The 14,370-nt window shown below is 72.4% G+C and carries 10 protein-coding genes; 5 read left to right on the top strand and 5 right to left on the bottom strand.

Annotated elements, in window-relative coordinates; genetic code table 11:
* Nucleotides 1–34: 34 nt before the first annotated feature.
* Nucleotides 35–1,366, top strand: a complete 1,332-nt coding sequence (locus tag BA175_RS27545; protein ID WP_217493245.1) for an aminotransferase class I/II-fold pyridoxal phosphate-dependent enzyme — start codon at nt 35–37, stop codon at nt 1,364–1,366.
* Here BA175_RS27545 and BA175_RS27540 read toward each other — a convergent pair.
* The gene (locus BA175_RS27540) at nt 1,353–2,357 is read right to left on the bottom strand and encodes a DMT family transporter (RefSeq protein ID WP_107407655.1); all 1,005 of its coding nucleotides are present in this window, start codon (nt 2,355–2,357) and stop codon (nt 1,353–1,355) included. The genes BA175_RS27545 and BA175_RS27540 overlap by 14 nt on opposite strands.
* A gap of 73 nt (nt 2,358–2,430) precedes the next feature.
* Here BA175_RS27540 and BA175_RS27535 point away from each other — a divergent pair, with 73 nt between their 5' ends.
* A complete protein-coding gene (locus tag BA175_RS27535) occupies nt 2,431–3,354 on the top strand; it encodes a LysR family transcriptional regulator (protein WP_069174220.1) in 924 nt (307 codons plus the stop codon).
* 384 nt (nt 3,355–3,738) lie between these two features.
* Here the strand turns inward: BA175_RS27535 and BA175_RS27530 are convergent, their stop codons facing one another.
* From BA175_RS27530 to BA175_RS27520, 3 genes are all read right to left on the bottom strand, one after another.
* A complete protein-coding gene (locus tag BA175_RS27530; RefSeq protein ID WP_069174219.1) occupies nt 3,739–4,719 on the bottom strand; it encodes a polysaccharide deacetylase family protein in 981 nt (326 codons plus the stop codon).
* 726 nt (nt 4,720–5,445) lie between these two features.
* Nucleotides 5,446–7,206, bottom strand: a complete 1,761-nt coding sequence (gene polX / locus BA175_RS27525) for a DNA polymerase/3'-5' exonuclease PolX (RefSeq protein WP_069174218.1) — start codon at nt 7,204–7,206, stop codon at nt 5,446–5,448.
* A gap of 67 nt (nt 7,207–7,273) precedes the next feature.
* On the bottom strand, nt 7,274–7,705 hold the full coding sequence (locus BA175_RS27520; RefSeq protein WP_069174217.1) for a DUF2267 domain-containing protein: 432 nt from the start codon (nt 7,703–7,705) through the stop codon (nt 7,274–7,276).
* A gap of 428 nt (nt 7,706–8,133) precedes the next feature.
* Here BA175_RS27520 and BA175_RS27515 point away from each other — a divergent pair, with 428 nt between their 5' ends.
* Nucleotides 8,134–8,337, top strand: a complete 204-nt coding sequence (locus BA175_RS27515) for a cold-shock protein (protein WP_069174216.1) — start codon at nt 8,134–8,136, stop codon at nt 8,335–8,337.
* A 166-nt stretch (nt 8,338–8,503) separates the two neighbouring features.
* Here BA175_RS27515 and BA175_RS27510 read toward each other — a convergent pair whose 3' ends face one another.
* A complete protein-coding gene (locus tag BA175_RS27510; RefSeq protein ID WP_069174215.1) occupies nt 8,504–9,247 on the bottom strand; it encodes a GntR family transcriptional regulator in 744 nt (247 codons plus the stop codon).
* Nucleotides 9,248–9,498: 251 nt separating this feature from the next.
* Here BA175_RS27510 and BA175_RS27505 point away from each other — a divergent pair, with 251 nt between their 5' ends.
* Complete coding sequence (locus tag BA175_RS27505; protein WP_069174303.1) at nt 9,499–9,834, top strand: CU044_2847 family protein; 336 nt, start codon at nt 9,499–9,501, stop codon at nt 9,832–9,834.
* 119 nt (nt 9,835–9,953) lie between these two features.
* Nucleotides 9,954–14,219, top strand: coding sequence for an nSTAND1 domain-containing NTPase (locus BA175_RS27500; protein WP_069174214.1), 4,266 nt, complete (start codon nt 9,954–9,956; stop codon nt 14,217–14,219).
* The last annotated feature ends 151 nt before the right edge of the window (nt 14,220–14,370 follow it).

The raw sequence follows: 14,370 nt of genomic DNA, 5'->3' as shown, positions 1-14,370 counted from the left end.
GCGTCCTCAATTGCACTAGTGCATAATGATGTTTGTGCTAGGAGAGTATCGGATCAGTGGGCGCCGCGCATCGGAGATCGCCGCGAGCGTGGAGTACGGAGTCGGTGCCGGCGAGTTCCCGCCGGGGCATCCGCTGCCTCCCATGCGGGAGTTGGCGGCGCGGCTGGGGGTCAACCCGAACACCGTGGCGGCCGCGTACCGGACCCTGCGGGAGCGAGGGGTGATCGAGACGGCGGGACGCAGGGGGAGCAGGGTGCGGTCGCGTCCGGCCAGCACGGCGCGCAACTCGCTGCGCATCGAGCCGCCCCCGGGCGGCCGGGACCTCGGCTCCGGCAACCCTGATCCGGCGCTGCTCCCCGACCTCCGCGAGGCGCTGTCGGCGGCCGCGGCCGCGTACGCCCGACGTCCGGGCCTGTACGGGGACGCCGCGGTGCTCCCCGAGCTGGCGGCGTACGCCCGGACCGCCATGGATGCCGACGGTGTGCCCGCCGGGCCGTTGGCGGTCGCCTCCGGGTCCCTCGACGCGATCGAGCGGGTGCTGTCGGCCCACCTCAGGCCCGGAGACGCGGTCGCCCTCGAGGATCCGGGATGGGGTGGGCTCCTGGATCTGATTCCCGCGCTGGGGCTGCGCGCGGTGCCGGTGGCGATGGACGAGGACGGCCCGCTGCCCGGCGACGTGGACCGGGCGCTGCGGGCGGGGGCCCGGGCCGTGGTGGTCACCGGCCGGGCGCAGAACCCGACCGGTGCCGTCGTGGGGAGCGGCCGGGCGCGGGAGTTGCGTTCCGTGCTCGCCGGTCACCCCGGCGTCCTCCTGATCGAGGACGACCACGGTCACGCCATCGTCGATCTTCCCCTTCACCCCCTCGCCGGCAGCACGGATCGCTGGGCCTTCGTGCGCTCGGTGGCCAAGGCGTACGGGCCCGACCTGCGGCTCGCCGTTCTCACCGGCGACCAGCTGACCGTGGACCGGGTGACGGGGCGGCAGCAGCTGGGGCCCGGCTGGGTCAGCGGTGTCCTCCAGCGGGCCGTCGTCCACCTGTGGACGACGGGGGCCGTCGACACGTCGGCGATCGCCCGTTCCTACGGGGAGCGCCGGGACGCGCTCGTGCGCGCACTGGCCGAACGGGGGGTGACGGCCCACGGGCGCAGCGGGATGAACGTGTGGGTCCCGGTGGGTGACGAGACGGGAGCGGTGGCCAGGCTGCTGCGGGCGGGCTGGGCGGTCGCGCCCGGGGCGCGCTTCCGGATGGCCTCGCCGCCGGGCGTGCGCCTGACCGTGTCACCGCTGGACGCCACCGACATCGCGCCGCTGGCGGACGCGGTGGCGGAGGCGGCCGGGCCGGTGCGCCCTGTCAGCCACGGGTGAGCGGGCCGCGGCCGGCCACCCGGCGGGACGGGCCGGCCGCGGTGCCTGCCCTGCTCTGGGTGAGGGCGGCCCCTGCCAGGACCACCAGGGCGCCGACCGGGGTGTTCCAGCTCAGTTGCTCGCCGAGCACGGCCACTCCCGCGGCCGTGGCGATGACGGGGATGAAGTAGGTGACCATCTGCGCCGTCGTCGGGCCGACCTCGTCGACGAGACCGTACTGGAGGAGGACGGCGAGCCCGGTTCCGAGCGCCCCGAGGGCGCATACGGCGAGTGTCGGGGTCAGCGGGAAACGGTCGGGGGCCGAGGTGAAAATAGGCGTGACGACGGCCAGTTGGATCGTCGCGACGAAAAGCTGGCTACCCGTCAGCGCCAGAGTGGAGGAACCCGATCCCGCCAGTGTGCGGCGGACGTAGATCCAGCCGACGGGATAGCTGAGCGAGGCCAGCAGCGCCATCGAGGTCCCGGTGAGGTCCAGCCCGGAGAAGCCCTGCCAGGCGCCCAGCACGGTCAGGACACCGATGAATCCCAGCCCGAGGCCGGCGACACGGCGGCGGGTCGGCCGGTCCTCGGAGAGCGCGACGAGTGAGAGGGCCATCCCCCATAGGGGAGAGGTCGCGTTGCAGATCCCCGCCAGCGTGGACGGGACGGTCAGTTCGGCGTAGGCGAACAGCGAGAACGGCAGCGCGTTGAGGAAGAACGCGGCGACGAAGAGGTGCCCCCACGTCCGGCCGGAGCGCGGCAGCCGCTCACGGCGTACGGCCATGGCGACGGCCAGGACCGCCGTGCCGGACAGCAACCGTCCGAAGGTCACCTGGAACGGGGCGTACCCCTCGGTGCCGACCTTGATGAGAAGGAAGCTGAACCCCCAGATGAGCGACAGCGCCACGAAGCGGAGGCGCCAGTCCACGGAGCGGCGCGGGGCGGGAACGGAGCCCGGTGCCGGAGGTGTGCCGGCCGGAGTGAGGGTTATCGGTGCGGAGGGGACGCTCATGGGTCAACCATGGCCGTCCCCACTGCTTAGAACAAGCGAGATTTCCTCGCCCCTTTCGCGTAGCATCGCTTACATGTTGAATCTGGAGCGCCTCCGCACGCTGGACGCCCTCGCCCGGCACGGGTCGGTGAGCGGTGCCGCCGACGGTCTGCACGTCACGACGTCGGCGGTCTCCCAGCAACTGGCCAAGCTGGAGCGAGAAGTGGGCCAACAGCTCCTCGCCAAGAACGGGCGGGGTGTTCGGCTCACCGACGCCGGACGGCTCCTCGCCGACCACGCGGCCCGCATCCTGTCGCAGGTGGAGATGGCGCAGTCCGACATCGAGGCGCAGCGCGGCCAGGTGGTGGGCGAGGTACGCCTCGCCGCTTTCCCGACCGCCGCCCGCGGACTGTTCCCCACTGCCCTCGCCGCACTGCGCGCGGGCCACCCCGACCTCGTGGTGCGGACCACGGAGCTGGAGCCGGAGGCCGGGATGCGAGCGGTGCTGCGCGGCGACGCCGACCTCGCGGTGGTTCTCGACTGGAGCAACAAGCGGCTGCCCGTCCCGGCCGGTCTCGCCAGGGCCGGACTCCTCGACGACGTACCGGACATCGCCATGCCCGCCGGCCACCCCCTCGCGGACCGGGCGGAGGTCGACCTCGCGGACTTCGCCGACGACGACTGGGTGTCCTGGCCGGCCGGAGAGTTCTGCCACGAATGGCTTACCTCCACCCTCAGGTCCGAGGGTATCGAGCCCCGCATCGCCCACCTCGCGGCCGAACACCACACGCAACTCGCCCTCATCGCAGCCGGGTTCGGGGTCTGTGTAGCTCCGCGCCTCGGGCGGGGGCCGGTGCCGGAGGGTGTGCGGCTCGTGCCGGTACGGCCGTTGATGCGACGGCACATCCACGCCGTCTGGCGCACGGACGCGGATCGCAGGCCGTCGATCAGAGCGGCCGTCGGGGCGCTGCGTGAGGCGGGGCGGGCGCTGGATGCTCCGCTGCCGCAGGGGAGCTGACACCCCGGCGCCGCAGGGGAGCTGACACCCCGGCGCCGCAGGGGAGCTGACACCCCGGCGCCGCAGGGGAGCTGACACCCCGGCGCCGCACGGGTCGACGGGCCGGGGCGGCCGGGCGGCGGCACCCTCACCGGCGACCCCGACCGTGTGCGTGGCATCCGGGCCGATCGCCGTACGCACCTGCTCAAGGCCGACAACCCCGTGGCCGACAGGCCCGGACGGCCGGCCCGGTCTCGGTGTCGGCCTTCCCCTCGCCGGAGGACGGGACGCCGAAGGGGATTCGGCCTGAGCCCCGCATGCGGTCGACGGCCGGTGACGCGCCTCCCGGCTCCGCCGGCCTCGCCCGAGGCCGGCGGAGCCGGGTGCCGTGCGGGGGACCGGGCGTCAGGCGGTGGAGCAGGAGACGGTGGGCCAGGTCCAGTTGCCGTTGGTCTGGATGGTGACGCCGAAGGTGTTTCCGTTGCCGTTGGGTTTGGCGGTCATGACCTGGGAGCTGGGGTAGGTGGCGGTGGTGTTCCAGGTGGAGAGGATCCTGGCGGGGGAGGGGACGTTCATGGTGACGGTCCAGTTGCCGGTGCCGGAGACGGCCACGTCGAGGTTGTAGCGGTCCCCCCACTTCTGACCGGCGGACAGGGTCGCCGTGCAGCCACCCGTACCACCACCGTCACCGCCGCCTCCGCCGGGGGCCACGGCGCGGCCCGTCTGCGGAGAGATCATCCCCGCGCACAGCCCACGGGCCGCCAGCCCCTGGGCGATGCGCGGAATCGCGGCGAGCGTGTTGGCCGGACCGTCGTGCATGAGGATGATCTGGCCGTCGGTGAGCCTGGCATTGGCCTGCACGATGGCGTCGGCGCCGGCGCCGTTCCAGTCCTGGGAGTCGACGTCCCAGATGATCTGGGTGAGACCGTACTTCGCCGCCACCGCCTGCAGCGTGGCGTTGGACTCGCCGTACGGAGGGCGGAACAGCCTGGGTGTGCCGCCGCCCGCGCCGGCGATGGCCTGCTGGGTGCGGGAGAGTTCCGAGTCCATCTGCGACTGGCTCTGCTGGATCAGGTGCGGGTGGGTGTAGCTGTGGTTACCGACCCACATGCCCGCGTCGACCTGTGCACGTACCAGCGACGGGTTGGCAGCGGCCTTCTGGCCCTCGTTGAACATCGTGGCGCGCAGGCCGTTCTGCTTGAGCGCGCTGAGCAGGGCCGGTGTGTTGCCGGAGGGGCCGTCGTCGAAGGTGAGCCCGACGTACCCGTTGCAGGTGGCGGCCTGGGCGGCGGTGTCGTGCAGGCCGACGGTGCCGGCCACGGCCAGTGCGGCGGCGGCGAGCCCCGTGAGCAGGGAGCGTAGCGCCGGAGAGGGCTTGGTTCGCATGCGGGTGGGTCCTCCTCGTGCTGGTGGGACGACGGTGGTCACGGAGGGGGCGGAGTGGGGGAGCGGCGGTTGCGGACGGCCGCCGCCCTGCGCCTCGGTGGCGCGCACCCGGCCGGAGGAGCGGTCGCCGTGCGCTCGGCGACCGGCTGGAGTGACCGGGTCAGGGTGGGGCCCGGATCGACAGTGGCCGAGGCCTGTCGACGGCGAACAGTGTTGAACCGGGCCCGTCGCCTGTCAATGGTTTCGGCATCGGTCACGAAAGAGTCGGCGTCATGTCGCCGGTGAGATAGGAGCTTTTGTCACAATAAGAGCGCCGTTCCGTGCGGCCGGGATCCGCCCCGCCCCTCCCGGCATCCCCTTCGTCCGCGCGGAGATCGAAGACGCATGCTCCGAAACTTTCGAGCACTCTCGAGGTCGCTTACGGCTTCGCGGGGTCCGGCGCCGGAGCGCGCGGACCCGGCCCACTCGAGGGGCGGCGTGGCGGGTGGGGCGTCGGGAGAGGACCTCGCAGGGTCGCGAGGTGCCGGGACCCCGGCGCCCGGCTGCCGGGTGCGGACGAAGCGCACGAACGGCAGCGGACCGCACGGGAACAGCATGGCGCCGCGCGGCAGTTCGGCGCTGTCGAGGTTCATCGGCCGCTCACCGGCGGGGGGTTGCTCCAGGCATCCGTGGCGGTACGCGGGCGCCGGTCCACGGGCGCCGTGCGGGGCCTGCCCCGGCCTCCGGTCAGGCGCCCGGCCCATGACCGGTCCGCCCCTTGCGCAGGAAGCGCCGCAGGCGGGTCTCCGGCCAGGTGTTGATCACCTCGTCCTTGGTGAGCCAGCCGCGCTGGGCCGTCCCCACGCCGTAGCGCATGTTGGCCAGGTGGAGCACGGAATGGGCGTCGCTGTCGACGGCGAACCTCACTCCGTGCCGACGGGCCCGCAGGATGTCCTCGTCGCGCAGGTCCAGCCGGTCGGGGTGGCTGTTGATCTCCAGAGCCGTGCCGGTCCGCGCACAGGCGGCGAAGATCTCGTCGAGGTCGGCGTCGACGGGCGGTCGCCGGCCGATGCGACGGGCGGTGGGATGGCCGATGATGTTGACGTACGGGTTCTCGCAGGCACGCAGGATCCGCCGCGTCATCTCCTCTCGCCCCTGCGTGAAGTGTGAGTGCACCGAGGCCACGCACAGGTCGAAGCCCGCCAGGAACTCCCCGGGCCAGTCGACCTCCCCGTCCGGGCCGATGTTGAGTTCCACCCCGTGCAGGATCCGCATGCCGTCCCGCCCGCCCCGCCTGCCGTACGTGCCGTCCATCTCCCGCAGCCGCTCGCGCTGGGCCAGGATCCGCTCCTCGGTCATCTGCTGCATGTACAGGTCCGGTCCGTGATCGGTGATCGCGTAGTAGGCGTAGCCGCGCTCGGCGGCCGCCTCCGCCATCTCCTCCGCCGGCGCGAGGCCGTCGGTCAGGTCGGTGTGCGTGTGCAGGTCGCCCCGCAGGTCCGACTCCGTGACCGGATCCGGGAGTTCGCCGCGGAGGCCCGCCTCGATCTCGCCCCGGTCCTCGCGGAGCGTCGGGGGGATCCAGGGCAGGCCGAGCCGCGCGTACACCTCCTCCTCCGTCCCGGACACGATCTTCTCGCCGCTCTCCGCGTCGAACAGGCCGTACTCGGACAACTTCAGCTTCTGGTGCACGGCCCGTTCCCGGGTGCGGATGTTGTGCGCCTTCGACCCGGTGAAGTACTGCAGCGCCGCACCCCAGGAGTCCGGCGGTACCACCCGCAGATCGACGGCCACGCCCCTGCGGGTCCGTACCGAGGTCTTCGACGCACCCTGCGCGACGACTTCGGTGACGTCCGGCAGCGCGACGAACGCGTCCATGAGCGGCGCCGACTCCTCGGCCGCGGCGAGGACGTCGATGTCGCCGATCGTCTCCCGCACGCGGCGCAGCGATCCGGCGTACGTGCAGCGGAGGCAGCCCGTCACCTGGGACAGAGCCTCGACGATGTCGTCGGCGAGGTCCGTCGCCAGGTCGAGCTGGAAGCGGCCGGCCGAGGAGCGCAGGAGATCCACGCCGTGGAGGATGTTCTGCTCGGTCCTGGGGCCGAAGCCCTTCAGGTCGCGCAGCCGCTCGGCACGGATCGCGGCGACCAGATCGTCGATCGAGGCGACGCCCAGTTCCTCGTAGAGGACCAGTGCCTTCCTGGGGCCCAGCCCGGGAACGGCCGTCAGCCGCCGGACCCCGTCCGGGATCCTCGCGCGCAGCTCCTCCACCGCGGCCACGCTGCCGGTACGGAAGTACTCGGAGATCTTCTCGGCGATGGACCTGCCGACCCCCGGGATGTCCCGCAACCCCTTGGCGTCGAGCGTGGACACGTCGGCGTGGTAACCACCGGTGGCACGGGCGGCCTTCTCGTAGACGCGTGCTCTGTACGCGTCTCCTCCGGTGATCGAGATCAGATCCGCGTACTCCTGCAGGAGCGCCGCGACGTCGTCGTTGGACCGGACCATGGTGTCGGGTGGGCGCTCACGCCCCCGTCACACCTCCTTCCGGGCTTCGGCTGGTCCGGCCGGCCCGTCAGCCGGCCGGCTGGAGCAGAAGGTCGCGGATGTCGTGCGGGAGCTGTTCCAGCGCCGCCTCCAGGTGTCCGGGCGAGACGTGGTCGCGTACGACGACAGTGACCGCGGCGGCGATCCGGGGAACGTCGCCGGCGTCGACCTTCGCCTGCTGGACGAACCGGCCGACATACCCCTCGCGGTCGTACCGCACGGGTACGACACTGGGGTCCCATCCGTCGTAGTAGACGCCCCGCAGCAGCTCCGGCAGCTGCGCCGCGAAGTGGGCGGCGACATCCACGGTGAGCCGGTCGCGGAACGTGTGCAGCCAGGTGCGCAGCACCCGGTGGGCGAAATGGCGGTCCGGGGTGTCCAGAGCTTCCGCCACCCCTTTCAGCCAGATGTTCGCGGTGTGGATGGCGTGCTCGAAATCGATCGGGTGTGTTGCGGGCATGGGCCTTCCCTTCCGACTGTGCGCGTCTTCACGACGGTCGGCGTATCCATGTGCCTTCCACGTACTGCGCCGAGTAGCGACCCCGTCCGCATGCGTGAGGCCGATGTGCGCGGGGGCAGGGGCCCGGTGGCGTCCCGCACGGAGCCGGTGGCTCCGCCGCGGCCGCTCGTTCTCACCTGCCCTGGGCTCCATGCTAGGGCGGGCGGCGCAGGTCGGCAGCCGCAGTCTCCACAGCGGCCGGAGCCGTCGGCAGTGCTCGGGCGTCGACCGTCGGGTGCGGTGCCCGCGGAGGTGTCGGGAGCCGTGTCCCGGTCTCGTTCGTGTCATGACGTGGGCGTGTCTGCGCCCGTTCCGCGCGTGATGCGAAGACGATCTCCTCGCACCCGCGCGCCGCGCGGGGAGTCGTTCCCGTGTGTAAGGAGAGCACCATGGCCACCGGCACCGTGAAGTGGTTCAACCCGGAGAAGGGCTTCGGATTCATCGAGCAGGACGGCGGCGGCCCCGACGTGTTCGTGCACTACTCGGCCATCGCCAGTACCGGATTCCGCGAGCTCTTCGAGGGGCAGAAGGTCCAGTTCGACGTCACGCAGGGGCCGAAGGGGCCCCAGGCCGAGAACGTCACACCCGGCTGACGCCGGCCGTCGCCCGCACCCGCAGGCCGCTGCGGCGGCGGGCCTGGCCCGCCCGCCGCCCACCGGCGGCACCGGAGCCGTTCCGGGCAGGGGTGCGGCCCGGCCCGCCGCCCCGCCGGGGGCCCGGCCTGCCCGGTGACGGCGGGTTCCGCCCCCGCCCGCCGTTTCACCGGGCGGTCAGCGTCATCTCGAAGGAGTAGCGGGAAGCGCGGTAGAGATGCGATCCGAACTCCACCGGGCAGCCCGCGTCGCCATGGACCGTGCGCTGCATGGTGAGCAGGGTGCTGCTGCGGCCTTCGCCCAGCAGCCGGGCCTCCGGCGCCGTGGCCCGGCGCGCCCCGATCGTCTGACGGGCGGTGCGCAGGGATACACCTGCCCGCTCGAGCAGTTCGTAGAGCCCGTGCCTGGTGAGATCGTCCTCGGTCGGCGACAGCAGACTCGCCGGCACGTGGTTCTCCATGACGGCGATGGGCTCGTCATCCGCGTAACGGAGCCTGCGCAGCGCCACGGTGGGCGTCCCGGGTTCGAGTGCAAGGGCGACCGCGATGCCGCCCGCGGCGGGCACGGTCTCCAGGGACAGCACCTCGGTGCGAGGCCGGCGGCCCTCCCGCTTGAGGTCCTCGAAGAGGCTGGTCAGTTCTATCTGCCTGCGCACCTTGTCGGTGACGACCTGGGTGCCCACGCCGCGCTTGCGCGCGAGCAGTCCCTTGTCGACGAGGTGCTGCATGGCCTGTCGCATCGTCGGCCGGGAGAGCCCGAACTTGTCCGCCAGGGCGATCTCGTTCTCCAGCCGGGTGCCGGGCGCCAATCTGCCCGACTCGATCAGCTGCTGGAGCTGCTGGGCGACCTGGAAGTACAGCGGGACCGGGCTGCTGCGGTCGATGCTTATCAGCTCGGTGATCGACTCCATGGGGACTCCTCGAAGCGTGGAACCGGGCGTTCAGTATGCCGTACCGCCCACCACCAGCTCTGTACATATGTATGTCAGGACAAACGCCCCGTGTGACGGAGCGGGGAAGGGCGTCCACCTTCCTCGAAGCGGTGGTCCGTCACGAGGGGACATCGGCAGGTGCGCTCCGGGCCGGTACCACCCTTGATCTCCTTCTCGGACCGGACCTAAAGTTGCCGACGGTTCGTCAGGCATGGGCAACGGGGGGCACCATGGCACAGATCGGGGACATGCAGCTCGGGGACGGCACAGCAGTCCGGGTCGAGGTGGACGGACCGGGAACCGAGGAGAGCGGGATCGGCAGGGTGGGCCGCGGCTCCGAGTTGGCGCGGGCGTCCGCCGAGACCCTTCAGGAAGCTCTGGCCCACGTGCGCCCCGCCGTCGAGGCGGTCGCGCGCAGTGTGCGGGACATGGTCCAGCCTCCCGACACGGTGAGCGTCGAGTTCGGGATCAAGCTTTCCGCCGAGGCCGGAGTGGTGGTGGCCAGGACGGCGGGCGAGGCGAACTTCGCGGTGACCCTGGAGTGGAATCGCGATCGTTCCGCATGAAGGGTGCCTCGCGTGCGCGCGGAGCGGGGGCGGTCGAATCCGGCCTGGTGCGCTTACGGGCAGCACCGTCTGCGCACCCGTCGGCGGACGGACCGTCGAGTTCACCGGCCGACGGCCCGGTGGCCGGGGCAGGCTTCCTTGTCGCCCCGGACGTCGTCTGCACCTGCGCGCATGTGGTGGCCGACGCTCTCGGCCTGCCCCGGGATACCGGGAACGCCCCGGAGGACGTGGTGCGCGTCGAGTTCCCGCTGCTCCGCGACGACGAAGGTCGCATTCCGGCGGTCGGCGCGACGGTCGTCTCCTGGCAGCCCACCCGCGAGGAGGACGACAGCGGAGACGTGGCGCTGCTGCGGCTCCACCAGCCGGTCGCAGGCGCGCGTCCGGTGCCGCTGGTCGACGGAACTGCCGTCTGGGGTCACGAGTTCCGGGCGTACGGCTTCCCCGCCGGCGGCGACCACGGGGCATGGGCCTCCGGCTCACTGCGTGGCGTGCAGGGGTCGGGCTGGCTCCAGATGGACGCGGGCCCGGGGGGAGTGCCGATCCAGCCGGGCTTCAGCGGATCGGCCGTCTGGGACGACGCGCAGGGCGGTGTCATCGGTATGACGGTGGCCGCCGGACGCGGCGGGCTGAACGGCACCGCGTACTTGGTTCCGTCCCGTGACCTGGTGGACGAGGACGTCGTGGCGCCGCAGTGCCCCTTCCGTGGGCTGGCAGCGTTCGACGAGGACGACGCCGCGTTCTTCCACGGCCGCGAAGCGGACGTCGAACGGCTTCGCCGTGCGGTCCGGAGCCGTCCGGTCACCGTGGTGGCGGGGCCTTCCGGGTGTGGCAAATCGTCGTTGATCCGGGCCGGACTGCTGCCCGGGGTGCGGGCGGACGGCCTGACCGTCTCCCTGATGCGTCCCGTCGCGGGACTTCGGCCGGAGGCCGTGCTGGCCCAGGCGCTGGTGGCCGTGCTGGAACCGGACGAAGGGGAGACGGGCCGGCTGCGCCGGGCGGCGGAGCTGACCGCGTCACTGAGCGAGGCCCCGGACGGCCCCGCGACGGCAGAGGCTGCCTCCGGCCTGCGTGCCGCGTTACGCAGACAGGGCGGCCGGGCAGGCCACCTCCTCGTCGTCGACCAGTTGGAGGAGTACGCGGGTGCCGCACCGGACGCCGCGCGCAGACTGCTCCATCTGCTGTTCCACCTGTGCGGCGCCGTCGGCGGGGAGGCCGACCACGCCCCCCGGGCCGTGGTCACGGCGCGCCCGGACTCCATCGAAGCCCTGATGACGGCCGAGACGTCGTCGGCGCTCAGCGACGCGGTGATGCTCCTCGCCCCGCTCGGCCCCGACGGTCTGAGGGACGCGATCACCCGGCCCGTCGACGGGGTGCCCGGACTGTGGCTGGAGCCGGGGCTCGCCGACCGGATCGTGCGTGACGCGGCCGACGAGCCGGGACGCATGCCGCTCGTGGAGTTCGCGCTGACCCGTCTGTGGGACCGGCGCGAGCGGTCGATGCTGACCCACGCGGTGTACGAGGACCTCGGCGGAATCGCCGGCGCTCTCGCCGGGTACGCGGAGGACTCCTTCCGTGCCGTGGTCCGGGACGCCGAACTCCCCCTCGCCCAAGCACTCTTCGTCCAGCTGGCACGACCGGCGGACCACGGCGGCTACACCCGTCGTCCCACCCCGGTCGCCGACATGGACCCCGCCACGTCGGCGCTCGCGCGCCGTCTCGCACCCGGCAAGCTGATCGTTTTCGGCCACACCGACGAGGGCACGGAGATCGTGGACCTCGCGCACGAGGCCCTGACCCGCCACTGGCAGCGGCTGGGGGACTGGCTGGACGACAGCCGCGCATTCCGGACCTGGCAGGAGGAGCTGCGCCGGGACCTGACGCGCTGGGAACAGACGGGCAGGGAGACGGGAGCCCTGCTGCACGGCAGCGTGCTCGAGGTGGCCGTCGAGCACGCCGCCCTCCGGCCGGCAGAGATCACCGCACTCGAGCGCGCGTACATCGGTGCGAGCCGGAAGTTCGCACGGCGGGCACTCCGGCGCTGGCAGGCGCTGGTAGCAACGCTTCTGGCCCTCCTGGTGGGCGCCGGCGTGCTCGCCGACATGGCTCGCGACAGCAGCCGGAAGGCCGAACGGCAGCTGCGCACCCTCGCGTCCCGCGCGCTCGCCGACGAGGCGAGCGAGAGGGCCACCCGTGATCCCGGGAGCTCGATCCAGCTGGCGCTGGCGGCCTGGAACGCGGATGACACACCGCAGGCACAGGAGGCGCTGCTGCGCAGCCATGTCACCGGGGAGTACCTGCGCGGCAGTCATGTCGGCCTCTGGCCCGGGCGGGCGACGCGTCTCGACACCACACCGGACGGCCGCACCCTGGTGGTGTGGTCCAAGCCGGCGGGCGCCGCTCCCGTGGTGGTCTCCGTGGTGACAGGGGCGCTGGGCGGCTCTCCCCGGTCCTACGCGCTGCGCGGGGCGCCCGCCGGCGACGTCAGCTCCGAGATCAGCCCCGACGGCCGGCACTACGCGGCGGCGACACCCGACGGCCGGGTGTTCCTGTGGCGGCTCGACGGAGAACCGCGCGATCCCCTGCGCCTGAAGGCCGCCGACACGGCCGATCGAGTCGTGTACGCAGCCGATCTCGACTTCAGCGAAGACGGGACGCGCCTTCTTCGGCTGCTGGGCGGCACGGAAATCCTCCCGCGGGATCAGGACCGGCAGGGGTTCGTCGAGGCCTGGGACGTGGCCGACGGCGCTTCCCTGCCGGTGGCCGAGGATCTCGTTCCGAGAGGGGTGGAGCCGAACGAGGCCGCGTTCGGTGAGGACCCCGACACCGTGGTACTCCTCTGGACGCGCAAAGACCTGTCGAGTGTGGTGGAGCTGCGGCAGCTGGGGTCCGGTCGCATCGTGCGGCGGATCGTCACCGGTGTCCCGCGGGGCAATCTACGGCTCCACGGAGGCGGTGACTACGCCGTCGAGCAGCGCGGTACGGACCTCCGATCCCGCGTATACGTGCACGACACCACCACCGGCGCGTCCCGGCCCCTGCCCGGCAGCGCGCTGCTGCCGGACGACACGGGCGGATACGTCATGCAGGACGCGGAAGCCGGTGCGTTCGCGGAGGTCGCCCTCACCCGGCTGCCCACCGGGGAGACCTTCAGGACCCGGGTACCGCGCATCGAGGACGAGGACACCGTGACCGCCGCGATCGCCGCTGTGCAGAAGGAAGGCGACCCGGTGACCGTGCTGGCCACCGTCGGGGGCACGCTGATGACGCTGGCGACGGAGCCCGGGGCTCCGTCGGCGGAGGAGGAGTTCAACCCCAGCAGTGTGCCGGACGCGCTGTCCCCCGACGGGCGGGCCGTCGCCTGGGCGACCGACCTGCGGTTGCACGTCCGCGACACCGTCGACGGCCGGGGCGACTCCGTCGAACTCCCCGCGATCGGTTCCGGCAGCCCGCGATGGCGGGTGGCGTGGACGCCGGAGAACAGCCGACTCGTGGTGTGGCAGTCGAACGGCACAGGGCTGCTCGTCCACGAAGCCGGCGACCTGGAGCGCTGGAAGGCCGTGGAACTCGACGTCGGCACGGATTCCGGAAATCCGCTCGGCGCGTTGGACCGGGTCGCGCCTCTGGAGGGCGGCGACATTGCTGTTCTGACGGTGGGAGGCACGCTCCTGCGGGTGGACTCGGTCACCGGCCGGCAGGTGGGACTCCCCGTGTCGGTCGAGCGCACGGACGGTGCGCTCGTCTCGTCCCTCCGCTCGACCGGACAGCTGGTGCCACGACCGGACCACCCGCACCAGGTCGCGGTCGTCACCAGGGCGGGTGTTTCCCGGGGCACCATCCAGCTCTGGGACCTCCTCGCCGGCCGACGGATCGGGGTCCTGTCGGGTGACCGGATCGGCCCCGTCTTCGACGACTTCATGCAATGCCGCCTCGCCTTCTCCGCCGACGGGCGAAGTCTGCTGGTGCAGAGCGCGGACGGTACCGTCCGCCGGTGGACGGTGGACCGGCGGGAGACCGCGGGGCACCCCATGGCCGTGGACCGCCTGGACGACCTGGTCTCTCTGACCTCGGACGGCACGGCGATCACGGAATCCTCCGACGGCTACGACCTGTGGGCAACCGACACAGGCCGGCATATCGGCGCCATCCCCACCGTGCTCGACACCAGGCGGACAGCGATCGTCCACGAGGACCGCTTGGTCGCCTACGCCAAGGGCTGGCGGCAGACCTACGACCTTCTTCGCGCGAACTGGTTCCCCCGCCTCTGCTCGTCGGCCGGGCGTGACTACACCGAGGAGGAGCGCGAGCGCTTCGTGCCCGTCGGCACTCCCCCCGGTCCCCCGTGCAGGAACGCGGACCCCTGGCCCACCGCACCGACCGCCGACTGATTGCCCGAGACACCCGCCCGGTCACCTGCGACGGCCCTGAGCAGCGGTCTCCTCCCCGTACACGGGAGGAGACCACGGAGGCCGGTCCGGAACACTTCGGCGCGCCCGGCGGTACCCCGAAGCCCGGCGGGAGCCGCGCACACCTGGCGAC

The sequence above is a fragment of the Streptomyces griseus genome (assembly GCF_001715295.1).
GTDB classification, from domain to species: Bacteria; Actinomycetota; Actinomycetes; order Streptomycetales; family Streptomycetaceae; genus Streptomyces; species Streptomyces griseus_G.
The sequence above is the reverse complement of the archived record's forward strand: the minus strand, read 5'-3'. Positions and strand labels throughout refer to the sequence as shown.